Source organism: Acinetobacter sp. ANC 5414 (assembly GCF_013004295.1).
GTDB lineage: Bacteria > Pseudomonadota > Gammaproteobacteria > Pseudomonadales > Moraxellaceae > Acinetobacter.
In genome coordinates, this window is the sequence record NZ_JABERM010000033.1 from 134,801 (window position 1) to 159,371 (window position 24,571).

General features: G+C 42.8%; 22 protein-coding genes and 1 pseudogene. 12 read left to right on the plus strand and 11 right to left on the minus strand.

Features of this window, described 5'->3' with window-relative positions; translation table 11 throughout:
- Positions 1 to 55: 55 nt before the first annotated feature.
- The 7 genes from HLH18_RS14960 to HLH18_RS14990 all read left to right on the plus strand — a co-directional run bounded on the left by HLH18_RS14960 (position 56) and on the right by HLH18_RS14990 (position 6,950).
- Positions 56 to 886, plus strand: a complete 831-nt coding sequence (locus HLH18_RS14960; protein ID WP_171529407.1) for an inositol monophosphatase family protein — start codon at positions 56 to 58, stop codon at positions 884 to 886.
- Positions 887 to 1,428: 542 nt separating this feature from the next.
- Positions 1,429 to 3,327: a DEAD/DEAH box helicase gene (locus tag HLH18_RS14965; protein WP_171547461.1), complete on the plus strand. Its 1,899-nt coding sequence runs from the start codon at positions 1,429 to 1,431 to the stop codon at positions 3,325 to 3,327.
- A 403-nt stretch (positions 3,328 to 3,730) separates the two neighbouring features.
- Positions 3,731 to 4,549: an ABC transporter ATP-binding protein gene (locus HLH18_RS14970; RefSeq protein ID WP_171529409.1), complete on the plus strand. Its 819-nt coding sequence runs from the start codon at positions 3,731 to 3,733 to the stop codon at positions 4,547 to 4,549.
- Positions 4,546 to 5,325 (plus strand): lipid asymmetry maintenance ABC transporter permease subunit MlaE, encoded by a 780-nt coding sequence (mlaE, locus tag HLH18_RS14975; RefSeq protein ID WP_171547462.1) that lies wholly within the window; start codon positions 4,546 to 4,548, stop codon positions 5,323 to 5,325. The genes HLH18_RS14970 and mlaE overlap by 4 nt, the downstream gene beginning before the upstream one ends.
- Positions 5,325 to 5,993, plus strand: coding sequence for an outer membrane lipid asymmetry maintenance protein MlaD (mlaD, locus tag HLH18_RS14980; RefSeq protein ID WP_171547463.1), 669 nt, complete (start codon positions 5,325 to 5,327; stop codon positions 5,991 to 5,993). Before mlaE ends, mlaD begins: the two co-directional genes overlap by 1 nt.
- Before the next feature lie 18 nt (positions 5,994 to 6,011).
- Positions 6,012 to 6,644 carry an MlaC/ttg2D family ABC transporter substrate-binding protein gene (locus HLH18_RS14985; protein WP_350643637.1) on the plus strand — a complete coding sequence of 211 codons (633 nt, stop codon included), beginning with the start codon at positions 6,012 to 6,014 and terminating at the stop codon, positions 6,642 to 6,644.
- Between the two features lie 15 nt (positions 6,645 to 6,659).
- Positions 6,660 to 6,950 carry an STAS domain-containing protein gene (locus tag HLH18_RS14990; RefSeq protein ID WP_131291465.1) on the plus strand — a complete coding sequence of 97 codons (291 nt, stop codon included), beginning with the start codon at positions 6,660 to 6,662 and terminating at the stop codon, positions 6,948 to 6,950.
- 114 nt (positions 6,951 to 7,064) lie between these two features.
- Here HLH18_RS14990 and HLH18_RS14995 read toward each other — a convergent pair whose 3' ends face one another.
- Complete coding sequence (locus HLH18_RS14995) at positions 7,065 to 8,078, minus strand: CorA family divalent cation transporter (protein ID WP_131291463.1); 1,014 nt, start codon at positions 8,076 to 8,078, stop codon at positions 7,065 to 7,067.
- Between the two features lie 149 nt (positions 8,079 to 8,227).
- Here HLH18_RS14995 and HLH18_RS15000 point away from each other — a divergent pair, with 149 nt between their 5' ends.
- Positions 8,228 to 8,827 (plus strand): LOG family protein, encoded by a 600-nt coding sequence (locus HLH18_RS15000; protein ID WP_171547464.1) that lies wholly within the window; start codon positions 8,228 to 8,230, stop codon positions 8,825 to 8,827.
- A complete protein-coding gene (locus tag HLH18_RS15005; protein ID WP_171547465.1) occupies positions 8,824 to 9,231 on the plus strand; it encodes an NUDIX hydrolase in 408 nt (135 codons plus the stop codon). Before HLH18_RS15000 ends, HLH18_RS15005 begins: the two co-directional genes overlap by 4 nt.
- A gap of 105 nt (positions 9,232 to 9,336) precedes the next feature.
- Here HLH18_RS15005 and HLH18_RS15010 read toward each other — a convergent pair whose 3' ends face one another.
- Together HLH18_RS15010 and recG are read right to left on the minus strand one after the other, a co-directional pair.
- Complete coding sequence (locus HLH18_RS15010; RefSeq protein ID WP_171547466.1) at positions 9,337 to 9,969, minus strand: ComF family protein; 633 nt, start codon at positions 9,967 to 9,969, stop codon at positions 9,337 to 9,339.
- 150 nt (positions 9,970 to 10,119) lie between these two features.
- On the minus strand, positions 10,120 to 12,165 hold the full coding sequence (recG, locus tag HLH18_RS15015; protein ID WP_171547467.1) for an ATP-dependent DNA helicase RecG: 2,046 nt from the start codon (positions 12,163 to 12,165) through the stop codon (positions 10,120 to 10,122).
- Positions 12,166 to 12,200: 35 nt separating this feature from the next.
- On the opposite strand from recG, the gene HLH18_RS15020 reads away from it, so the two are divergent.
- Positions 12,201 to 13,007, plus strand: coding sequence for a sugar nucleotide-binding protein (locus tag HLH18_RS15020; protein ID WP_171547468.1), 807 nt, complete (start codon positions 12,201 to 12,203; stop codon positions 13,005 to 13,007).
- A 144-nt stretch (positions 13,008 to 13,151) separates the two neighbouring features.
- Here HLH18_RS15020 and plsB read toward each other — a convergent pair whose 3' ends face one another.
- Entirely contained in the window at positions 13,152 to 15,728 is a 2,577-nt protein-coding gene (gene plsB, locus HLH18_RS15025) for a glycerol-3-phosphate 1-O-acyltransferase PlsB (RefSeq protein WP_171547469.1), read from the minus strand.
- A gap of 293 nt (positions 15,729 to 16,021) precedes the next feature.
- Here plsB and HLH18_RS15030 point away from each other — a divergent pair, with 293 nt between their 5' ends.
- On the plus strand, positions 16,022 to 16,894 hold the full coding sequence (locus HLH18_RS15030) for an acyl-CoA thioesterase (RefSeq protein ID WP_171529418.1): 873 nt from the start codon (positions 16,022 to 16,024) through the stop codon (positions 16,892 to 16,894).
- A gap of 376 nt (positions 16,895 to 17,270) precedes the next feature.
- The gene (locus HLH18_RS15035) at positions 17,271 to 18,512 is read left to right on the plus strand and encodes a dicarboxylate/amino acid:cation symporter (protein ID WP_171529419.1); all 1,242 of its coding nucleotides are present in this window, start codon (positions 17,271 to 17,273) and stop codon (positions 18,510 to 18,512) included.
- Here the strand turns inward: HLH18_RS15035 and HLH18_RS15040 are convergent.
- From HLH18_RS15040 to HLH18_RS15070, 7 genes and pseudogenes are all read right to left on the minus strand, one after another.
- Positions 18,509 to 18,928: a VOC family protein gene (locus tag HLH18_RS15040; RefSeq protein ID WP_131291445.1), complete on the minus strand. Its 420-nt coding sequence runs from the start codon at positions 18,926 to 18,928 to the stop codon at positions 18,509 to 18,511. The two genes, HLH18_RS15035 and HLH18_RS15040, sit on opposite strands and share 4 nt — an antisense overlap.
- A gap of 94 nt (positions 18,929 to 19,022) precedes the next feature.
- Positions 19,023 to 19,181, minus strand: a pseudogene (locus tag HLH18_RS15045) (metal-dependent hydrolase); the annotation flags it as partial.
- 136 nt (positions 19,182 to 19,317) lie between these two features.
- Complete coding sequence (gene yihA, locus HLH18_RS15050; RefSeq protein WP_171547470.1) at positions 19,318 to 20,181, minus strand: ribosome biogenesis GTP-binding protein YihA/YsxC; 864 nt, start codon at positions 20,179 to 20,181, stop codon at positions 19,318 to 19,320.
- Positions 20,182 to 20,282: 101 nt separating this feature from the next.
- The gene (locus HLH18_RS15055) at positions 20,283 to 20,726 is read right to left on the minus strand and encodes an RrF2 family transcriptional regulator (protein WP_171547471.1); all 444 of its coding nucleotides are present in this window, start codon (positions 20,724 to 20,726) and stop codon (positions 20,283 to 20,285) included.
- Positions 20,727 to 20,823: 97 nt separating this feature from the next.
- On the minus strand, positions 20,824 to 21,588 hold the full coding sequence (locus tag HLH18_RS15060) for a globin domain-containing protein (RefSeq protein ID WP_171529423.1): 765 nt from the start codon (positions 21,586 to 21,588) through the stop codon (positions 20,824 to 20,826).
- Positions 21,589 to 21,738: 150 nt separating this feature from the next.
- Positions 21,739 to 23,322: a helicase HerA-like domain-containing protein gene (locus HLH18_RS15065; RefSeq protein WP_171547472.1), complete on the minus strand. Its 1,584-nt coding sequence runs from the start codon at positions 23,320 to 23,322 to the stop codon at positions 21,739 to 21,741.
- 33 nt (positions 23,323 to 23,355) lie between these two features.
- Positions 23,356 to 24,558, minus strand: coding sequence for a PLP-dependent transferase (locus tag HLH18_RS15070; RefSeq protein ID WP_171547473.1), 1,203 nt, complete (start codon positions 24,556 to 24,558; stop codon positions 23,356 to 23,358).
- Positions 24,559 to 24,571 lie beyond the last annotated feature (13 nt).

Sequence of the window (24,571 nt, forward strand, 5' to 3'; positions counted from 1 at the left end):
AGGGCTTTTATGCATTATTCTTTATCAGTATCTTCAAATTTGTAGTGGGTGTTCAATGGAACCTATGGTGGTTATGGCTGCGCGTGCGGCTCAATTAGTTGGTCAAGAGCTTTTAAAAGCGCATCAAAATCGTCATAAACTCGATCTACAAGTCGAAGAAAAAGGGATTGATGGTCCGGTAACGCGTGTAGATCGTTATTTGGAACAGTTGACTATCGATACTCTACGTAAAAGCTATAAAAACCACAGCTTCCTTGGTGAAGAGTTTGGTCTGCAAGAAGGTAAAGGTCACGACGCCGATTGGTGTTGGGTGATCGATCCTTTGGACGGTACTTTAAACTTCATTAACGGTTTTCCACATTTCTGTATCTCAATTGCAGTTCAACATAAAGGCGTAACTCAACACGGTGTTATTTATGACCCTGTGAAAGACGAGCTTTTCTCTGCAAGTCGTGGCCGCGGTGCCATGATGAATCAACGTCGTATTCGCGTAAATATTAAAGATAACCTAGACAAGACCTTCTTGGCTGTAGGTCATGCTTACCGTAATAAACGTAACGGTGAAGTGGTTTCTTATGCGAAAAACCATTTTGATTCATTATTAAACGTGACTGAAGCGGGTGCACAATTCCGTCGTTCAGGTTCTGCTGCGTTAGACTTGGCGTATGTTGCTGCAGGTCGTCTTGATGGCTACTTCGAACTTGGTTTGAAACCTTGGGATATCGCTGCAGGCGAGTTAATCGTAAAAGAAGCAGGTGGTACTGTAGTGGATGCACGTGGTGGTGCCGATTCTATGGACAATGGTCAAGTAATTGCTTGCTCTATGAAAATGCTCAAACCTTTAATGCAAGCTGTCGTTCCAGCTTGGGGTGAAGCCGCAAAGTAATACCGATTTAATCGAGTGATATGACAAAGAAAAGCTCTCCATGTGAGGGCTTTTTTATTGCTACACAAAGTTGATATTCATCTTTAATGCTGGTTTTGATCCCTTTTAAGGAATGATATTAAGAACGGGGGCAATTAAAAAATTTACGATTAAAAAATAAACAAAATTGAGTTGTAAAATAGACTGTTACTGAAAAAAACAGTACCAATTCATAATTCGATCGAAAAAAATGATTACTTTTTAAAATGATTCTGTTATTATGCCGCCACGCACTTAAATTTCCGTTCTTTACCTGAACATTATCTTCTAATCATTGTATGCGCGTCCTGTCCATAGAGAGGACATATCCTTCGCGCCCCAATCGCTTAAGCGATTCCTTCAGGTTTGCGGCCGTAATCATATACGTGCGTTATATCCACATCGTCGTTATTCGGATCGCTGCTGAATCCTTATTTTTCAGCTCTATTTGCTGTGCCGCTTTTTGCCGATGTCCATATTGTAATTTATTAAATGGAGCACCCACTTCAGGGTGAACACTCTCTATGAGCAAAACTTTTGCTGATTTTTCCCTCGATGAGTCTTTAACACAAGCGATCGAAGGTTTAGGTTTTACTACACCAACTCCTGTACAAGAACAAGCGATTCCAGCTGCACTTGAAGGTAAAGACCTTCTTGTGTCAAGCCAAACAGGTTCTGGTAAAACTGCTGCATTCTTGTTACCTACTTTAAATGGTTTAGCAAATCAAGATACGCTTGTATCATTTAAAGATCGCATGAAAGCGGTGACTCAACCGAATATTCTTGTGATTTCTCCTACTCGTGAATTAGCACAACAAGTATGTCAAGATGCGATTGCATTTGTTCGTCATATGAAAGGTGTTCGTGTTGCTGCGATCATGGGTGGTATGCCTTTCGGTAAACAAATTCAACAATTAAAAGGTGCACAAGTTGTCGTTGCGACTCCAGGTCGTTTACTTGATCTTGTAAACCGTCGTCAAATTAAACTTGACATGGTTGACGCGTTAATCGTCGATGAAGCTGACCGTATGCTTGACTTGGGTTTCTCTGAAGACCTAGAAGCAATTGGTGATTTAGCGGCTAACCGTAAACAAACTTTGATGTTCTCTGCAACGTTTGCACCGCGTATCATCACGCTTGCTGAACGCATGATGAATAATCCTATGCGTATTGCGATCGAAACTGGTCACTCTACAAATACTGACATCACTCAAACATTGCATTGGACTGATGGCTTTGAACACAAGAAAAAATTGCTTACTCACTGGTTATCTGATGAATCAGTAGATCAAGCAGTTGTGTTTGCAAGCACTCAAGAAGATACAGACATGTTGGCTGAAGAACTTGCTGAAGCAGGTCTATCAGTTGTAGCACTTCACGGTGCTATGCCACAGACTGTTCGTAACCGTCGTTTACGCAGCATTCGTGAAGGTCGTGCAAAAATCCTGGTTGCTACGGACGTAGCGGCGCGTGGTCTTGACGTACCAACAATTTCACACGTAATCAACTTCGGTTTACCGATGAAAAACGAAGACTATGTACACCGTATCGGTCGTACAGGTCGTGCCGGTCGTACAGGTAATGCAATTACTTTGGCGACTTACCGTGAACGCGGTAAAATCCGTGCGCTTGAAGACTTCCTGGATGCACGTTTAAACGTGTCTGAAATTGAAGGTCTTGAGCCATCTCCACCTCCTGCACGCGGTAGTCGTGATGGCGGCGGTCGTGGTCGTGATGGCGGTCGTGGTGGTTTTGGCGGCGGTCGTGGTCGTGATGGCGGTCGTGGTGGTTTTGGTGGTGGTCGTAGCCGTTTTGAAGGCGAAAGCAACTTCAAACGTCGTGAAGGCGGTGATGATCGTCCACAACGTAGCTTCGATGACAAACCACGTGGCGAACGTCCTTCTTATGGCAATGATCGTCCAAAGCGTGATTTCGGTGATCGTCCAGCACCACGTCGTGAAGGCGGTTATGGTGATCGTCCACAACGTTCTTTTGATGACCGTCCAAAGCGTGATTTCGGTGATCGTCCAGCGCCACGTCGTGAAGGTGGTTTCGGTGATCGTCCACAACGTTCTTTCGATGATCGTCCAGCACCACGTCGTGAAGGCGGTTTTGGTGATCGTCCACAACGTTCGTTTGGTGACAAACCACGTTCGAATGATGACAACCGTGGCAACCGTGTAGATTACAAACCAGCTCGTGAAGGTGATCGTTCAGCTCCACGTCGTGATTTCGGTGATCGTCCAGCTCCACGTCGTGAAGGCGGTTTTGGTGATCGTCCGCAACGTTCTTTCAGCGATGATCGTCCTAAGCGTACTTTCGGTGGTGAAGATCGTCCACGTCGTAGCTTTGATGACAAACCACGTGGCGAACGTCCAGCTTTTGGTGGCGAAGATCGTCCACGTCGTAAATTTAACGACTAATTTAATCGTTAGATTTAGATAGAAAAAACCGGTGGAAACACCGGTTTTTTTATGGATTAATCTTTGATCTTATAAGATAAAAATGTATACTCAATCATGTTTTGTTTTAAAATCGTTAAATATGAACAATAAATCTGCTCATTATATTTGGAATTTTAATCAAGAGGTGATTATGCCTTATATTGGTTTGGCCTTATTGTTATGCAATATTGGGTACTATATCTATAACTCTGTTCTGTAACACAGTGTCCTGTTTTTATATCTGTTTTTTATAAAAAAAAGAATTACAATTAAATTCATTAGAACATTCACTGGATTGGTTAGCTTTTATCTAAAAGTAACATTTTAAACTTTAATCCTTTTATAGTATGCATGCTGAAAAAATGTAGGAAAACGCTCAGCTATGAATAATCAAATACCTCAACAAGCTGAATCTTGGATTGAAGTCAATGATTTGAGCTTTAAACGAGGGAAACGTGTCATTTTCGATCATGTCAGTTTAAAGATTCGGCGTGGTCAGATTACCGCCATTATGGGGCCTTCAGGTACAGGTAAGACAACCATGCTGCGTCTGATTGCTGGGCAGCTCGTTCCAGACCATGGGCAAGTCTTATTGGATGGAAAAGATATTGCACATATGTCGCGCCAAGAATTATTTGCGACTCGGGCACGTATGGGCATGCTATTCCAAAGTGGTGCTCTGTTTACCGATATGAGCGTCTATGAAAACGTGGCTTTTCCGTTACGTGCACATACCCAACTCCCTGAACATCTCATTGCAGAACTGGTGGCACTTAAACTGGAAGCGGTGGGCTTACGCGGTACTGAAAAGTTTATGCCTGGAGAGCTATCTGGAGGGATGAACCGTCGTGTCGCCTTGGCACGGGCCATTGCGCTTGATCCAGAACTGATCATGTATGATGAACCCTTTGCTGGACAAGATCCGATTGTGAAAGGGGTACTCACGCGTTTAATTCGGACCTTGCGTGAAGCACTGGATTTAACCACGATCATTGTCTCGCATGATGTCGGGGAAACCTTATCGATTGCCGATTACATCTATATTATCGCTGAAGGTGTCATTCAGGGTGAGGGAACGCCTGCTGAATTAAAACAACATGAATCGGCATTTGTCCGTCAGTTCCTAACCGGTGCTGCCGAAGGTCCTGTCGATTATCAGTTTAGTCATAAGGCTTATTTAAGTGATGAGGTGCGTTCATGAATGCTATTGCCTCATTAGGTAGACGCGTCATTGAACGTGTGCAGGGTATTGGTGTGGCAACCCAGATGTTGCTGCAAATCCTATTTTCCATGCCGACCTGGCTCGGGGTCAAACTGTTTATTTACCAAATGCACCGTATTGGTGTGATGTCTTTATTGATTATTGCCGTATCAGGTTTGTTCATTGGTTTGGTGCTGGGCTTACAAGGCTATTCCATTTTGGTCAATATTGGCTCAGAAGCCATGCTCGGCACGATGGTATCTTTAACGCTATTAAGAGAGCTGGCTCCTGTAGTTGCTGCATTGTTGTTTGCAGGTCGTGCCGGTTCGGCTTTAACGGCTGAAATTGGCTTGATGAAAGCGACAGAGCAGTTGGCCAGTATGGAAATGATCGGTGTCGATCCGTTGAAACGTATCGTTTCACCCCGTTTATGGGCAGGTATTGTCAGTCTGCCGATGTTATCGATCATTTTTGGTGCCATTGGCATCATGGGCGGTAAAATGGTAGGCGTCGATTTTTTAGGGGTGGATGAAGGTTCCTTCTGGAGCGGGATGCAAAATAGCGTGCAATTCTATAAAGATATTTTCAACGGCACCATTATTAAAAGTCTAGTTTTTGCAGTACTTTGTACCTGGATTGCAGTGTATCAGGGTTATGCCTGTGTGCCGACTTCTGAAGGGATTGCAACATCCACTACGCGAACAGTCGTGTATTCCTCATTGTGTGTTTTAGGTTCTGATTTTGTGTTGACTGCGGTCATGTTTGGAGGTGTTTAATGAAATCACGTACAAGTGAGCTGACCGTAGGTATTTTTGTCATTCTTACCGGTATTGCATTATTTTTCTTGGCCATGAAAGTGAGTGGTCTGGTGGGAACCAACCTGCGCGATAGCTATGACATGACCGCAAGTTTTGACAATGTGAATGGTTTAAAACCGCGCGCAAAAGTCACCATGAGTGGGGTTACAATTGGTCGGGTGACTGATATTACCCTTGATCCGGTATCGCGTTTGGCGACAGTACATTTCGAATTGGATGGTAAGCTGACTTCATTTAATAAAGAACAGCTTAAAACGGTGGAAGCCAATGCTTTAGAAGAACTGCGCTATAGCACAGAATATACTGAAGCGACGCCTGCGAAACAAAAAGAAATGGAAAAACAACTTTTGGATAACATGCGCTCCATCACCAGTATTGATGAAGATGCTTATATTATGGTGGCGACCAATGGTTTATTGGGTGAAAAATACTTAAAAGTGGTACCGGGCGGTGGTTTGAACTACGTGAAACGTGGTGAAAGTATTGCCAATACTCAGGGTACTATGGATCTTGAAGATTTAATTAGTAAGTTTATTACTGGTGGTGCGGGTAAATCATCGGCAAAAGCGGCAGATGCAAAGCCATCGGGTGAATCAACTGATGCAGAAACATCATTTGTTGAATAATTTGGAGAGGAAGTTTTAGTGAATACTTTAGTTAAACAGACACTTGCAGCTAGTGTTTTATCAATAATGATGGCGACTACTGCATTTGCAGCACCGGCAGAAGCACCGCCTGCTTTTGTTAAAAAAGTTGCGGATAGTCTGATTTCACGCTTAAAAGCGGATAATGCGAAATTGCAAAATAATCCGGCTGCAGTGAAAGCTATTGTACGTCAAAATCTTGACCCATATATTGATTCACAATCATTTACCCGTATTGTGATGGGTACCTATGCGACCAATCAATACAGTACCGCTGCCCAGCGTGCTCAATTTGAACGTAACTTCCGTGAAACTTTAATCGAAAATTACGGTAGTGCATTTGCCAAATTCTCAAATCAATCTTATAGCCTTCGTCCATACAAAGACACCAACAGTAAAAACCCTGTTGTGACGATGGACTTTAATAACAAAGGTGAAAAAATTCCTGTATCTTTCCAATTGGTGGATAAAGGCAATCAATGGAAAATCCGCAACATTAATGTTTCGGGCATTGATTTAGGTTTGCAGTTCCGTAATCAGTTTGCTTCAACCGTAAAACTGAATGGCGGTAACTTGGATAAAGCGATTGCAAACTTCAAGCCAGATGCAGATGTAGCTGTTAATAAAAAATAACTAAGTAGGTGTTCGGTGATTGAAATCATTAATCAGGAATTACAGGTTTCTGGAAAAATAGATTATGTAAATGCTGAAAGCTATTACCAGCAGGGTTTGAAACTGATTCAATCTCAAAATCAGTTTCCTGTAGTGGTGAATTTGGCACAGTTAGAGCAAGGTAGTACTTTGGCTTTGGCGGTATTGGTTCGCTGGTTACGTCAAACTCCGAAAGCACAAGGCATCCAGTTTAAAGCTGTGCCTGAAAAAATGATGAAAATTATTCAAGCCTGTCATTTGCAAAATGATCTGCAATTGATTGACTGAACACACACAATAAAAAAGCACCGAAAGGTGCTTTTTTATTGTCTGCAAATAGGCATTTATCAAATCGGGAGCGTTTCTTGCGCTTCGCTTTAAAAGCAGGGCTTTAAAGTTCGCTCAAATCCATTTTTTCCAGCGGAAATAAATCAATGGTCCAATAAAGAAAGCGACCAAAATAATACCGACCATAATGAAGCTGCTTGTTCCTCTCGCAAAAGGCAGTACGTCGGTATTCATGCCATAAACACTGGCCACCAGCATCGGTGGAGCGAGCATACTTGGCAAGATCGAGAATCGACGAATCGTGTCATTCTGTTCGGTGTTAATGAATCCAGATGTGGTATCCAGTAAGAATCGAACCTTCTGGAATAAGAAGGCATCATGTTCAACAAGGGAGCGCACGTCTTCACTGAGCTCTCGAATATCCGCATCGTAAATATGACTGCCCAAAGCACGTGGGCGAGACAAGAAAGTCAGCACACGGCGTAAGTCAATTAAACACAATTGCGCTTTTCCAAGCATGTCTTCTAATTGTGCCAGACGCGTAATCATGTCATCCAAATCGAGCATTTGTTCACGATGACGGTTGTTCAACACTTCGGTGGAATATTTTTCCAGGTCTTTGTGGATATCTTCCAGGATATCCGCAAGTTCATCCAGTTTGGCTTCAAGCAGACCCAGTAACACCCAGGTGGGGTCTTTATAATCAATTTCGTAATCATTACGGCGCGCACGGGCACGAAAGGCACGGAATGCAACCAGCTTTTCACCACGCAAAGTAAACAGATGTTGTTTGTGCAGAATAAAAGCAACGGTTTGTACAGTGGCTAAAATACTCGAATCGTCATCTGTTTCGCCATCAACCTGAAAGTTTTTATTTTTCGTTAAAAAGTAGGTGCTGATGTGTAAAATACCGTCATCATCACGGTAAAATCGTGCTGATGAGGAAATGTCTTCTAATGATTTTAGTGTGGGTAAATTCTGTTCATAAGCATCTAATACCCATTGTTGTTCTTCTTGTGATGGAGCAATTAAATCAATCCACACTAAATCTGGGTGAAGATCGAAGCCCCCATTAATAGTGGCATCTTCCAAACTACCGCGCTCTGTGGCATAAAAGGCTTCAAGCATGCTGTCTTTTCCCTGCGCAGTATAGGTTAATCGATGGGTGTATTTTAGACAAGGAATTGAATAAAAACACTGATTGAATCGCTTATTTGTTAAAAAATCTCCTGAAAATTTACTTTATTAGTATGATATCTTCAAAACATGGTGAAAAAATGACGAAATCAATCGCAATTTTTTGTGGTTCAGCTGTGGGGACAGATTCCATTTTTTTGGACACTGCACAGAAAATGGGTCAAACAATTGCTCGGCAAGGTAAAACACTGGTCTATGGTGGTGGTCGTTCAGGTTTGATGGGTATTGTTGCGGATAGTGCCTTACAGGCGGGCGGTAAAGTTATAGGCGTTATCCCAAATGCATTGGTCGACCGCGAGCTTGCGCATCCACATTTAACTGAATTGCATGTGGTTGCGAATATGCATGAACGCAAGACCAAAATGTCGGAACTTTCCGATGCTTTTATTGCTTTACCGGGTGGTGCTGGAACTTTGGAAGAAATTTTTGAGCAGTGGACTTGGGCACAATTGGGTATTCATTTAAAGCCGTGTGCATTTTTAAATGTGGCGGGTTTTTATGATGATTTGCTGAAATTTATTCATCTGACCACAGTGAAAGGTTTTACTCATCCACGTTTTTCTGACAGCATTATTGCCTCAGATTCTATTGAAGATATTTTAGAGCAATTTGATGCTTTCCAAGCGCCACAACCGAAATGGGGCATGGTGGATCAAGAAGCATTGGTGAAACATGCATGAAAATCATTACTGTGGCAGCAGCCATTATTTTAAATGATCAACAACAGCTTTTAGTGGTGCGTAAACGCCATACCTCATGTTTTATGCAGGTGGGCGGGAAACTGGAACCGAATGAACCTCCTGAACAAACCATGCTGCGTGAAATTCAGGAAGAAATTGGTTGTCAGGCATCGATTGAGCAATTTGTCGGTCGCTTTGAAACAGCCACAGCCAATGAGCCAGATCATTTATTGGTGAGCTATGTTTATGTGGTGACTTTGGATCATGCACCAAAAATTGATGCAGAAATTGCAGAAATGAAGTGGGTTGATTTAGATGATCAGCAAACTAAACTTGCGCCCTTAACCACTGAAATTGTAATGCCGTGGGTGAAGCAATTTTTAACCGAAAGCTCTGTCATTTAATTTGCTTAAAAGGAAAATGACTCCTTCTCCTCTAAAGTGAGGAATGTATTCTGCAAGGAGATGAGGGAAATCAGTCCCCTTTATTTCCTAAAAGCAGAGCAGCCTTTAAATCTCCGCACTCGCGACACATGCAGCATAAATTTTCTGACAACCGAGTTCCTCAAGCTTTTGTTTTAAAGCATAGATGGAACTGCCTGTAGTCACGACATCATCTAAAATAAGTACACGGCGATAACGAAGTTTGGATGTGGTATTAATCTGAAATTGTTGTTCAATATCTTCAAGACGTTCCAACCGGCTTAAGCCTTTTTGTGAATGCTGTTGTAAACGGGTGATGGGTTGCCATATTGGAATATTCAGTGCTTTGGCCATGATTTTAGCCAGTACCAAAGACTGGTTGTAACCGCGTTTGACCAGTCGTTCATTTGATATCGGCATCGGGACAATGGCTTGAATTTTGGATGGGCGAAGTTCCAGTAAGGTGCCTGCAAGCAGGTTTTGAAAATGCAGCTGTTGTTCATATTTAAATTTTTGAATAATGCGATCAATCGGGTAGTTATAATGACAAGCCACCTGAATATCCATTTCCTGTCGCTGAACAGTACCTTTAGACCACGGCAATTGTTGCCAGCAATCTTCACACAGTGAATGGTGTTGCTGTCGGTCGATTCCACAAAGTACACAAGGCGAAATGCTCTGGATTACTTTGTGGAGCAATGGATTAATGAATTGGAGCATGTTTTTATTCTTCTTTTATTTGCGTTCATTTTGTACAGTTTGTATTTAGTTTCAACAACGGCAGCATCCATGCCGCTCATGCAATCATAACTAACTGACTAAGCGTGTTATTTTGTACTGGTTATCAAATATATTTTTTGAAATGATTCTCTACACATAAGCGTATCGTGGTGCTTCAGGCAACCAGCGTTTTAATAAGGCATTGGCATTTTCCGGATAATCTTTGAGAATTTGCTGTGCCACATAATGTGCTTGATTCAGCAGATGGTCATCACGTTCTAACTTGGCAACCCGAAAACCCATATCTCCAGTTTGTTTGGTGCCGAGCAGTTCACCCGGACCGCGAATTTCCAGGTCTTTTTCTGCAATCACAAAACCATCATTACTTTCACGCAAAATGCGTAAGCGTTCCTGTCCATTTTGCGACAGCGGGCTTTTATAGAGCAGGGCACAGAAACTGGCGGTTGCACCACGTCCAACGCGCCCACGCAACTGATGTAATTGTGAAAGTCCTAGGCGTTCAGCATTTTCAATCACCATAATCGAGGCATTCGGAACATCAACCCCAACCTCAATCACGGTGGTGGCAATCAGCAGTTGCAGCTGATTATCTTTAAATTGTTGCATTACCGACTGCTTTTCATCGGCTTTCATTTTGCCGTGTACCAAGCCAATATTTAGATGAGGGAAGCGTTCTTTAATTTCCTGATAAGTTGCTTCTGCAGCTTGGGCATCCAGAGTTTCAGACTGTTCTACGAGCGTACAAACCCAATAAGCCTGCTTGCCTTCAGCACAGTTGCTGGCAATCCGAGCTAACACTTCTTCACGGCGGTCTAAAGGAATGGTCACGGTTTGAATCGGGGTACGGCCGGGAGGAAGTTCATCAATCACCGAAGTATCCAGATCGCCATAAGCCGACATCGCCAGCGTACGTGGAATCGGGGTAGCAGTCATGACCAGTTGATGTGGTGTCATGCCATTTAAGCCTTTGTTGCGTAAAGCCAAACGCTGATCCACCCCAAAGCGATGCTGTTCATCAATAATTACCAAACCGAGTTTGGCAAATTCGACATTTTCCTGAAACAGGGCATGGGTACCAACCACTAAATTGGCGGTGCCTTGTTTAATGCCTTGTTCTGCTGCTGTGCGAGCTTTACCTTTTTGTTTGCCTGAAAGCCAAGAAACATTAAGCCCTAAGGGTTCAAACCATTTTTTAAAGTTCAAATAATGCTGTTCAGCCAAAATTTCAGTCGGTGCCATCAGTGCCACTTGCCAGCCTTCTTCAAGCGCATGACAGGCTGCCACGCCAGCCACCAAAGTTTTACCCGCACCGACATCGCCCTGAACCAAGCGTAACATCGGTTTGTTCTGTTTTAAATCCAGCACAATTTCTTTGGAGACACGTTTTTGTGCAGAGGTCAGGCTAAACGGCAAACTGCCTAATAATTGTTTGGCAAAGTTTTTACTTGGTGAAAAAGAAGGGGCTTCAATTTGCTGAATGTAAGCACGACGTGAAAGTAAACTAATCTGATGTGCGACCAGTTCTTCAAAGATTAAACGTTGCTGAGCCGGATGAGAGCCTTGTGCCAGTTGCAACATATTTGCATTCAGTGGCGGCTCATGAATATATTCCAGTGCCTGTTTCAGCACATAACCATTGGTGAATTTTTCTGGCAATAATTCAGGCAGGTCATCACTGTGCTGTTTCAGTGCCTGTTTGACATAGTCACGGATTTTGGCTTGGGTTAAACCCTCAGTAGCCGGATAAATGGCGGTCAGTTCAGTTTTGGGTAAGGGGGTATGTTCGGTGATTAGCTGGATTTCAGGATGATAAAGCTCCAAACCACGCGCGCCGACACGCACTTCACCAAAGATGCGCAGTTGATTGCCTATTTTGGCACGATCGGTCAGGGCTTTATAGACATGGTAAAAACGCAAGGTGACTTTGCCAAAATCATCCTCTAATAGCACCGCCATCGATTTGCGTTTACCCGGTGGAAAATCCACACCTCTGACCACGCCTTCTAGCAAATAGCTGCGCCCCACGGTCAATTGGTTCATGGGGATGATCGTGCTACGATCTTCATAATCACGCGGCAGATGAAAGAGTAAGTCATCTGTGGTGAAAATATTCAGTTTTTCCAGTAAAGCAGCAGAGGCGTTTCCAACCCCTTGCAATTGATGGAGTGCAGCCATTTACCCTCAACTTAGGTTATATAATCAGGTGTTTAATGCATATATTATTTATTGGTTATGGTAAAACATCTCAGCGCGTTGCTAAACACTTATTTCAGCAAGGCCACCAAATTACCACAATTAGCCGAAGTCCGAAAACGGATGAATTTGCGACGCATCTGATTCAGGATGTCCATCAACTAGATTTAATGCATGTTCCAGCTATCGATTGGGTATATGTATTACTGTCACCTTCGCAAAGTACGGTCGAAGCTTATCAACAGACTTATGTTAATTCTGTTGCACCTATCGTAAAGGCATTAAAACATCATCCAATTCAAAAGATTGTAGTTGTTTCATCCACCCGTGTTTATGATGAAAATAAGGGTGAGCGGATTGATGATGATTCAATCATGCAGCCCAGTGATGAGCAGGGCCAATTACTATTAAAGATGGAACAGCTTTATCAGCAGGCTTTCCCGAATCAATGCATCATCATTCGTCCGACAGGGATTTATGGCACGTCGGTGGCGAGGATGATCAAGCTGGCTGAACAGACCCAAAGCTATCCTCTGATTCACTGGTCAAACCGGATTCATATCGATGATCTGGCCCGGTTCCTGGCGCAATTGCTTCACGTGGAACATCCGGAAAAATCGTATATTGTCAGCAATAATCAGCCGATCCCTTTGCATGAAACCATTCAATGGTTTCAACGGCAGCTGCATTTACCTGAACTGGTTTTGGAAAGTCAGAAGGAATCTGGAAAACGGATTTTTGCGAAGCGGATGGTTGAAACTGGATTTGAGTTGGAACATGCAGATTGTTTTGGGGGTTATTTAAAGATGTTAGAAAATAATTGAAGCTCCTTCTCCTTCTGGGAGAAGGTTGGGATGAGGGTTTTTAATCAACCCTAGCTCTAACTTGCACTTTATAATAGCTTAGGAGTGTATTAATAGACCTCTCCCTTTCCCTCTCCTAGAAGGAGAGGGAAAGGACAAGGAAGATTATTTCTTCTTACGTTTCAGACGACGTTTCGCTTGTTGAGCCGCAACCGCATCCAAAGCTTCCTTCAACTCTTCATCACTAAAAGTGGTAATGTGCTGAAGCATTTGTAAAGTCACATCATCCAAAACCAGATTGGCGTACTGCGCAACATTCTGGAAGTTCTCATCAAATACAATCGCATTATCTTCATTGTTACGAATATAGCCCTGTTGAGTCAGCACCTTAATAAAGCTTTGGAACAGGGCTTTATCAAAGAATTCAGGTGAATTGAACTCATACAGAACAGACAAACGTTGACCAACCAAATGACTGAGTTCTTCCACCTGACGGGTCGAAATATTGCCTGAACCGCGCTGAGTGATCAGTGCCAAAGTCATGTAATAACGTTCAAGACTTTGCATCACTGGGGCAGCTAGAACCACCAGCTGATTATGATCTTCCGAGTTTGGTGCAGGAGATTCCAGGTTGCCTTCCGCATCTTCAGAAATCAGTTTCGCCTTAATTAATGCTTCAACATAGGCACAGATTTGATCTTTCAGTTCATCATCTCGCCATTTTAAGAACAATTCAGCTTTCAAGAATGGATAGAGCGTGCGAATCACATTGATCAAATCGCCACGACGGATCGAACCGTTATGTTCAACCAATGCAGCAATTAAAGACGGTAATACAAAGGCATGCAGAATGTTATTGCGGAAGTAAGTCAGTAATACGGCTTGATTGTCTTCAATCGCAATAATGTCGCCCAACACATGTTTGATGCGTTTAATCAGTTTCAGTTTTAAACCGTAGGCAATAATTTCTTTGCCTGAAAGTGGTGTGACTTGTGTGCGTGCATCATAAGGTAAGGCAGCGACCAGATTGCGATAAGCATCCAGTTGTTTGATGCAGATTTCTTCATCTAAAGTATGTTTTGGTGTTGCCAGTAGAATCAGAGAGAGTAGTGAAACAGGGTTAATCACTACAGCACGGTTAATATTTTCTAGAATCGCATGAGCAGAGCCGTTGACTGCATCCGACACTTCCGACGGAATAGGATCATCATTCTTTTCAATCTTGATTTTATCTGCGCCGTGTTTTTTCAGCATGTCATCTAAAAACACAGGTTCACCGAAGTTCACATGCACTTTACCGAAAATACGCTCGATTTTACGCAAGGTTTTTAAAATGCCCACAATCGATTCAGACTCTTTCGGCTTGCCTTGCATTTCACCAACATAGGTTGAACCTTCCATCAGACGTTCATAACCGATATACGTCGGCAAAAACACGATTGGTTTTGATCGACCGCGTAAATGGCTATGTACAGTCATCGCGAGCATGCCGGTTTTCGGTGGCAACAAACGCCCTGTACGTGAACGGCCACCTTCAATAAAGTATTCAAGCGGGGTGTTACGTGACAAAATGCTGTACAAGTATTCTTTGAATACCGTGGTATACAAGCCATTGCCACGGAAAGTACGGCGAATAAAGAATGCACCGCCACCACGGAGTAATTGCCCCACAAATGGCATATTCAGGTTATCACCTGCAGCAATGTACGGCACCATCATGCCACGCTTGTAAATCACATAAGATAGCAATAGATAGTCGATGTGACTGCGGTGACATGGGGTATAGATAATTTCGTAGTCTTTGGCTAGTTCACGCACAGTGCTGAAGTTATGCACTTCCACGCCGTCATAAAGTTGCGTCCATAAACGGGTCAGCGCCATATCGGCAAAATGCACCGCAGAATGTGAGTAATCAGAAACGATTTCGTTTAAATAACCAATCGCACGACGTTCAGATTCAATCATGCTGACTTTGCTGCGGATGCTTTCACGGCGAATGGCTTCTTGCACATCCGTAGATTTAATTAACGAATGCATCACATTGCGACGGTCTGACAGGTCAGGGCCGAGCACAACTTCACGTTGTCCATCTAAATAGTTATTCAGGGTATTTAGAATGTAAGTCGCTGGTGATAAGTTGGGATGGGTCTTTTTGGCAAAATCGACAAGCGTACGTAAAGATTGCCCTTGATGGAATTCCAAATAAGATTGACGACCATGCAAACCAATATTCACCAATTGTTTAACTGTACCTGGGGTTGCCCAAGTATCAGTAAACAGCAGCTTGAACCAGGAATCTTCTTTATCTGGCGAGCGTCCCCACAGCACAGTCACAGGAATCAGTTCGATATCCACTTCAGGATGATTTTCTAAAATATCGATTAAACGGAGTAAACGTGGCGGAAAAGCATGCGGTGGTGGGTTAAGTAAATTATTTTCATTGTGATGCTGCAAGAACAACACCGATGCTTTTTCTTTCTGATTACCGACCACTAACGGGTTTAGGGCAGGTGAAAGTTTGAGACGTCGTGTTTCACCATCGACAATCAGTGCATTGCTACGCGAGTAATTTTGTAAAACATAGCAGACCATTTTTTGCTTAATCGGTTGATCTGTTGCTGCATTTTTTTCTGTAGTTGTCGGTTCAGTAGGAACCTCACCAAGAACATGTGGGGTTACCACGAGGTCAAGCAGCTTACTGGAAAGCTGACGATACATTTGACCAAAGCCACTCTTGGACATATACACTCCTACTTAAATGACCGAAACCACAGATTTTCTGAGGGGGAAATAGTTTTGCATCATTGTAATTTAAAACAGTATGTCATTTTCTGACAAAATTCATATTGAGTGTTAAATTTTATCGTTAAAAATCGTATTTTTAGCCAATATGAGCTAAAAATAATGTGACACAGCAGTCAGCCTAACTCTAGGGTTTTAATCTGGAATTGTGGCAAAATAGCTGCAATAGCTTATCTGATTGATTTAAATTTTTCGCCTACATTTCAGGTATCCCACATCAAAATAGGTCGCTTATGAATGCGTTAACCCAAGAATTGGTTGAATTACTTAGCCTTGAAAAAATTGAAGAAAATGTCTACCGAGGTATCAGTCGCAACTTGGTCGGAAAACGTGTCTTCGGTGGTCAGGTGTTGGGGCAGGCATTACGCGCGGCATCCTATACCACCGATCGTCCTGCACATTCATTGCATGCTTATTTCTTGTATGGCGGTGATGTCAATGCACCTATTTTGTATCAAGTGGATCGTTTGCGTGATGGGAAAAGTTTTGTCAGTCGCCAGGTTCGTGCCATTCAGCATGGGCGTACCATTTTTACTGCAATGATTTCTTTTGCTTATCCGGAAGAAGGCTTAAATTATCAAATTAGTGAACCTGAATATCCTGCTCCAGAACAGGTAAAATCAGAAGCTGAGCTGAAAAAAACGATCGTGGAATTTGTGCCGGAAAATGTGCGTGCCAGCTTTATGCGCGATCGCCACATTGATATCCGTCCGATTGATCCAAGCAATCCATTTCAACCACAGCCTGAAGCGCCATCTTATGCGCACTATTTACGGACGCATGATCAAATTGCACCAGAAATTGACGAGATTTCTTTACATCAGGCCATTGCTGCATTCTATTCAGACTTTACCTTAATGACCACGGCACTTCGTCCGCATGGTTTAAGCTATTTATCGCCAAGTTTGCAATGTGCCAGTATTGACCATGCTATGTACTTCCATAAGCCATTCCGTGTGGATGAGTGGATGCTATACGACATGGAGGCTACGGTGAGTGCAAGTTCACGTGGCTTGAACTTCGGTCGCATGTGGCAAAACGGTGAGCTGGTATGCAGCACCACCCAAGAAGGTTTAATTCGTATCCGCGAAATTGAAACCCAGTAAGCGATCAGTTGAAATGAAAAAACCGGACAGTTCGTCCGGTTTTTTAATGATTGTGGGTTAATGGCAGCGGGGAATATCTTCCGATACATCTTTATGGCAGCCATGACTTGAATGAGCAAAAGTCTGCCCAATACTTAAAATTAGTGTGGTGATGAGGATTATTTTTTTCATAAGTATGCTCTTTTAATTATGGGTAGGTTAGTTGTAATTCAAAAGCAGATTTTATGCCATTTATTTAGTAAGTCGTTCATGATTCAGACAAAGTGTAAATCATACTTTTACCTGTTTATGCTGAACTTGTGACAAAAAATTCCTCGATTCTAAAAATAGGGCATGGCATAGTGCCTGCAAGACTTAACAATAAAAGCATGCAGAGATGAGCTTAAACACCCAAATTTTGATTGCTGCGATTTTAGGCGTGGCTTTCGGTTTTATCCTGAATCTTTATCCCAATACCCCATTTTTTGATGCCAGTTTGTATGGTTTGGGAATTGCCAGCAGTATTTTTATTGGCTTGTTAAAGATGCTGTTAATTCCCCTGATTTTTAGTTCAATTGTGGTCGGTGTATCTAACTTGCAATCGGGTGGGCAATTAGGCAAAGTCTGGAAAATTACTTTAGCCTGCTGCGTGACCACCACGACCTTGGCATTAATTCTAGGAATCAGTTCTGCGCATTTGTTTGATGTGGGCAAAGGCGTAGACATCGCCATGTTTCAAGATGCGATGAGTACCCATCAAACCCCGGATACCTTAACGCCAACTTCATTTTTGACCAATTTTATTCAAAATACCTTAATTAATCCTTTTAAAGCTTTTTCTGAAGGCAACGTCCTTGCTGTGGTTTTGTTTGCCTTATTTTTTGGGGTGGCTTTGGTTCATGGCGGTGAGCGTTTTAAAACCGTACGTCAGGTCAGCCAGCAGTTTTTTGACATGATGATGTTCATGATCATCTGGGTGATGCGACTGGCGCCGATTGGTATTTTTGCTTTACTGGCAAAACTCATTTCCACCGAGGATATTTCTGTACTGAACCGTCTGGTGGAGTTTGCGGCTGTCGTGACGGGAACCACGATTTTCCACGGTGCGGTGGTTTTACCGCTATTACTGTGGATTTTCGGCAAGATGAATCCGCTGACCTTTTTTAAAGGGGCACGTAGCGCACTGATTACGGCTTTTGCCACCAGTTCCAGTTCTGCCACCATGCCACTTTCCATGAAATGTGCCCAAGAAAACTTGGGGGTACGTCCGGCAACAGCAGGTTTTGTGATTCCACTGGGAACGCAATTAAATATGGATGGAACGGCACTGTATGAAGCTGCCGCGGCTCTATTTATTGCCAATCTGATGGGGCTGGATTTAACTATTGGTCAGCAGTTGATTGTTTGCGTAACAGCAATGATTGCCTCGTTAGGTGCACCGGGCATTCCAAGTGCCGGCATGGTGACCATGATTATGGTGTTGCAATCGGTCGGTCTGCCTGCCGAAGCCATTGCCATTTTATTGCCGATTGACCGTTTACTGGATACGGTGCGCACTGTAGTCAATGTGCAAGGCGACATGATGATTAGTGTGGTGGTGGACCGTCATACCCGTGATGAGAATAAAATTCCAACCTAATCATTTTCCCAGCACGGATTCCATACCACTTCCCATAAATGTCCATTAGGATCTTGAAAATAGCCTGCATATCCGCCGTAAAACGTGGCTTGTGCAGGTTTGATAATTTGAGCACCTGCACGTGCTGCTTGCGCCATGATTTGATCCACTTCTAGTGGACTATAGACGTTATGTCCAAGGGTCATTTGAGTCGGGCACATTGGAGTCAGTTCCAGACCCGTGTCATGCTGAATACTTTGTTGCGGCCATAAGGCGAGTTTTAAATCTGATTGCAGTTCTATAAAAGCGACTGCACCATATTCATAGTCTTGACCTAAAATGCCTTCGTTATGTAAGCCTAAACCTTCACAATAAAACTTCAGTGACTGCTCTAAATCCTTGACGGCAAGCGTGATGACAGAAATATAGGGTTTCATCTTTTATCCTTGTCTTTTTTTCTTATCTGGATTTATTGTAGTGCAAATAAAAGCAGGGCATAAAGCCCTACTGTTTGGTATTTGTGTGATTGTCTTAAGCGAATTTCAGGGTTGCTTGTTTTGTGGCAGGGGAGTTATCTAAATAGGTGATGGCATCTTCAGTTCTGGCTTCATACACAGGATCGTACCAAGGCATTAAATATCCCAGTTGTTGTGAAACCAGCCAGAGTAGATTCGGTATTAAGCGGTTATCTTTATCCTGTTGTTGTTCTGTTCGTGATCAAGAGCACATTAACTTAGAATCAGTATAAAAAAATGTCCTCAATTGTGATGAGCAATAGAGGACATTCAAATATCAATAGATGATGAATTTTGGCAGACAATCGGTATTAGTCAGCTTGTCTGCTTTCATCGGTCACATCGTCGGCAATTTCGATCTCTACTGTCTCATCATCTTCATGCATAGATTCTACTGGCTCATCCAGATCATCGACATCTGCTTCTGGAATGCTATCCAAATCGAATTCAGTCGATTGTTCCAGGGTAAAGTTCAAACGACCTGCCATTACGCTGGCAAGTTCTTCCAAACCTTGTTTGTTCATCGATGAGAACAACTGAATCGAGAAATTAAGCTTCATTTTTCTCAATTGCTGTTGCACTTCTTGTAGCGCTTTTGATGCAGGGCCACGGTTCAATTTGTCTGATTTGGTCAATAACACGTGTACAAACAATTTACGTGAATAGGCCCATTCCAGCATCATCACGTCAAAGTGTTGTAGGGGATGGCGAATGTCCATCAACAACACCAAACCTTGTAGGCTTTGGCGATGAATCAAATAGTTTTCTAGTTCTTTTTGCCAAACCAGTTTCATTGCTTCGGGTACGGCTGCATAACCATAACCCGGTAAATCGACCAGACGTTGGTCAGGATTACCTAAGCTGAAAAAGTTGATCATTTGGGTACGACCCGGTTTTTTCGATGCACGCGCCAATTGTTTTTGATTGGTTAATGCATTGATGGCACTGGATTTACCTGCATTTGAACGGCCTGCAAAAGCAATTTCATAGCCAGTATCTTCCACACAAAGATTGAGCTTTGGCGCACTCATCAAGAATTCGGCTTTGCGTAACCAGTTGAGTGAACGCACAGAATATTCAGTAATGGCAGAATCAACTTTTTTCTCATAGCTGATCTTTTGCTTAGGCGCATTCGCTATCTTACTGTTTTTGGATTTTCCTCTGCTGTGGTGCATAACTCAACTTCAATAAATGATCTACAAAGAAACATTATAAAGGAAGTCGTCTAGGCAAGCGACCTTTGCATTTTGAAAGCAGCAAAACTTCGGCTGATGATTTAAAGATTAATCAGTGAAATGGGGGATAAGGTGGCGACTTTGCTGGAGCTGCTTTGATCGAGCACATCGCTTAAACGATAGTGATCTAAAGATTGGTAAAACTGTTCAAGTGCTTGATATAAAATGCCTTTAAGGCCACAGTTGCTGCGGAGTACGCAGGCTGGAGTATCGCATTCCACAATCTGGTTATTGCCTTGCAGAATACGCACAATGTAACCCAGATTTAAATTTAAAGTTTCTGCATTTAAGCGAATCCCACCGCCTTTTCCGCGGGTGGTAATGATCCAATCCTGTTTTCCCATGAAATGGACAATTTTAACCAGATGGTTTTGAGAGACATGCAAATCCTCTGCAATTTCTGCAATGGTATAAGGGGTGTCTCTAGGTCTGGAGATGTACATCAATAGACGCAAGGCATAATCAGTAAATTTATTGAGTTGCATGGAGTCTTTAAAGGCAGAGGAAAGGTATATATAGCGTAGCTTGAAAGTCCCCCGAAAGGAACTTTCAATAACAAGAAATTAATGATTTATTAAGCATTTAGCCTTTAACTGGCGCAGAAACCTGAACCACATCACCTGCTTTGTAGTTTTCAAGTAAGATGTTGGCAACAGAATATTCTGTATGATTTACTTCAGGTTTTACATCAAAAACAAATTGATCCGCAGATTGGGCGTCAGCAAACGTAAATTGTTGTGGCTGTTGAATGTCATGTCCAGGCACTTGAACTTTCACAGAAATATAGCTTCCTGTTTCGGCACCAACAACAGGCTGAGCATCTTGTGCTTTTAAAGTAAAACGTTTACCAGCATCAGTTGCTTCAACTGCAGCAACTTCAAAGGCACGCCATCCAGCCCAACCGCCATTTTGTGCAGCCAAGTTTTCATATTTCTGTTTTTCTACCCCAGCTAGGATGCCTGCCAATTGCATATACGCTTCTTTCCAGGCAGCAATCAGGTCAGATTCAAACGGTACATTTAACACTTCGCTAATTGAATGCAATAGGTTGTCACCCACAATGGCATATTGATCGGGTTGGATATCAAGGCTGACATGCTTAGTGGTAATGTGCTCGATTGCTTTCGCCAATACACTTGGATTTTCAATATGTTCTGCATAAGCCAATACAGCAGCAGCTAAGGCACGCGGCTGACGACCGCTAGTTTGGTGATCTAGGTTAAAGACATTTTTTAATTCTGGATTGTTATTCAGCATGCGGTTGTAAAAATAGCTGGTCAGTGCAACACCATTTTCACGAAGGACAGGGACAGTTGATTTAACAAGTTCAATATGTTGTGGAGTCATGGCTAGAACATCTGTATTGTGGCTATAAGATGTATTTAAAATACATTTTATAAAATCGGTTGTAAATACATCTTTTATAAAAACCCTAAAATAATTATGGGATATCTGAATATCCCATAATTTTAAAAATTTTGATAGGAATAAAAAGAGTTATTTTCTGCCGAAAAGAGAGCCGAGTAAGCCACGGACAATTTTCTGTCCGGTACTGCCACCTAAACTGTGTGCCGCACTTTTCGCAAATGTTCCGACAATATCTTGGGTCATTTTCTCACGCTGTTTTGATGCGCGTTCAGTTTCTTTCTGCTGCTCACGTGCAATACGCTCTTGTTCGCGTGCTTGCTGCTTGGCAAAAGCTTCCTGTTCTTTGGCTTGTTGTTTGGCTAGAGCCTCTTGTTCCTTGGCTTGCTGTTTCGCTGTTTCCTCGGCAACGGCTTGTTGCTGACGCTGGGCTACTTTTTGCTGCAACATTTCATATGCACTTTCGCGGTCAACAGATTGCTCATAGACCCCTGCAACAATGCTTTGATTCATCAGTATTTTACGTTCATCTACGCTAATCGGGCTAAATGAAGAGTAGGGCGCCATCACCCAGCCACGTTCTACAATTTGTGGAATGCCTTTTTCATCCAGGCAGCTAATTAAGGCTTCACCCACACCCAGTTCGGTAATGGCTTGATCGACTTTAAATTCAGGGGTGGCACGGAAAGTATCTGCTGCGGTTTTTACCGCTTTTTGATCTTTTGGGGTGAAGGCACGTAAGGCATGTTGTACGCGATTACCGAGTTGTCCGAGTACGCTTTCAGGTAAATCCAACGGGTTTTGCGTAACAAAATAAATCCCCACCCCTTTGGAACGAATCAAACGCACAACCTGTTCAATTTTTTCTTGTAGCGCTGCGCTGGCATTATCAAACAATAAGTGCGCTTCATCAAAGAAGAACACCAGTTTGGGTTTATCCATGTCGCCCACTTCAGGCAATTGTTCAAAGAGTTCCGATAACATCCAGAGTAAGAAGGTGGCGTATAGTTTTGGGGTATTCATCAACTTATCGGCGGCCAGTAAGTTGATATTGCCCCGTCCTTGGCTGTCGGTCTGAATGAAATCCAGAATATTTAAACTGGGCTCACCAAAAAACTGATCACCGCCTTGGTCTGCGAGCGCCAATAAATTACGTTGAATAGCCCCAAGACTGGCGAGGGAGAGGTTGCCATATTCCGCCTGAAACTCCGTGGTATGTTCCGACACATAGCTAATAATTGATTTTAAATCCTTAAAATCAATCAATAGTAGGCCTTGATCATCTGCGATGCGAAAAACCGCTGAAAGTACGCCTTCTTGGGTGTCATTCAGATTGAGCATTTGCGCTAATAGTAATGGTCCTATTTCCGACACCGTGGTACGAATCGGATGACCTTGCTCTCCAAATAAATCCCAAAACACCACCGGTGATGCTGCAAACGGGATGGATTCAATATTTAAGACTTTTAGGCGTTCGTCAAATTTGGGATTGCTTGAGCCAGCTTTGGCCAGGCTGGAAACATCGCCTTTGGCATCGGCTAAAAATACGGGTACACCAATTCGTGAAAAGTTTTCAGCCAGTACTTTTAAGGTGATTGTTTTACCTGTTCCGGTTGCACCTGCGATCAGTCCATGACGGTTGGCGAACTGTGAATGTAAAACAATCTCTTGTTGTGTATTTGAGGTTTTCTTGGCAATAACGATAGGTGTACCCATATGTGTTCCTATTTTATATTCTTGTGTCTGAGGTTATTCGAGTTGTGGAGTATTCAATTGTTTTAACGCGTTTTCTATATCTTGTATTAAATCGGTCGGATGTTCTAGCCCTATACAAAAGCGAACCAATAAACCTTGTTGTAAATGTGTAGTTTCCAAAACACGCATATCTTTTAAGTTGTATAGCATGACTAAACTAACCGGACCACCCCAGCTAAAACCCAGCTTAAACAGCTGTAAGGCATCACAGAATTGACGAATATCTGTAAGTGTATATTCAGGTTTAAAAATAACACTGACCAAGCCGGCGCTTTGACCTGTAGTACAAATCTCTTTCCAATAGTCATGTCCAGAAGAAGATTCATCGGCAGGATGCAGTACCTGAATAAATTCTTTTTGTTGTTTTAGCCAATCGAGTAGTTTTAAAGTACTTTGTGACTGATGTTGATAGCGCACTTGCATTGAAGCAAGGCTACGTTGAACTTGTGCAGCATCATCACCTGAAACGGAGATGCCTTGAATGGCATGCATACGGAATAGTTTGTGATGTAGATTCTGATCATGTGTCACTACTGAACCCATCAAGATATCGCCACCACCACTTGGATATTTCGTTAGCGCATGCACGGTGAGATCGACACTTAAATGCTGGTCAGAAAAATCAAAGGCATTAAAGGCAAGACCGGCACCCCAGGTATTATCCAGTGCAGTCAAGACATTGGCTTGTTTGGCTTTGTTGACGAGACCCACCAAGTTGGGGAATTCTAAAGTGACTGAGCCTGCAGCTTCTAACCAAATCAGTTTGGCTTTATTTGTAGGTTGAAAACTATCCACATCTATTGCATTGTAAACCTTAACTGTAATGCCATAACGCGTTTCCAGATTGCGCAAATGTTCCATGTTTGGCCCATAGATGTTGTCTGCAACCCAAACTTCATCTCCGTGTGCCAAAAAGCATGAATTAACCAGGTTGATCGCAGACAAACCACTTGGTGCCAGCAGGCAATATTCACCTCCTTCAATTTGAGCAATGTTGTCGCCTAAGGTGAAAGTTGTCGGTGTGCCGTGGGTGCCATAACTATAGTCATAGTCATCTGTCCAATGGCGATTAAACAGTGCATTGGTATTTTCAAAAATAATGGTCGATGCACGAAACAGGGGAGGTTGAACTGTAGAAATGTATTGCGGGGCTTTTCGTGGTGCATGAATGAGTTCTGTCTGTGGTTTTTTTTTCAAGGTTCTGCTCTAA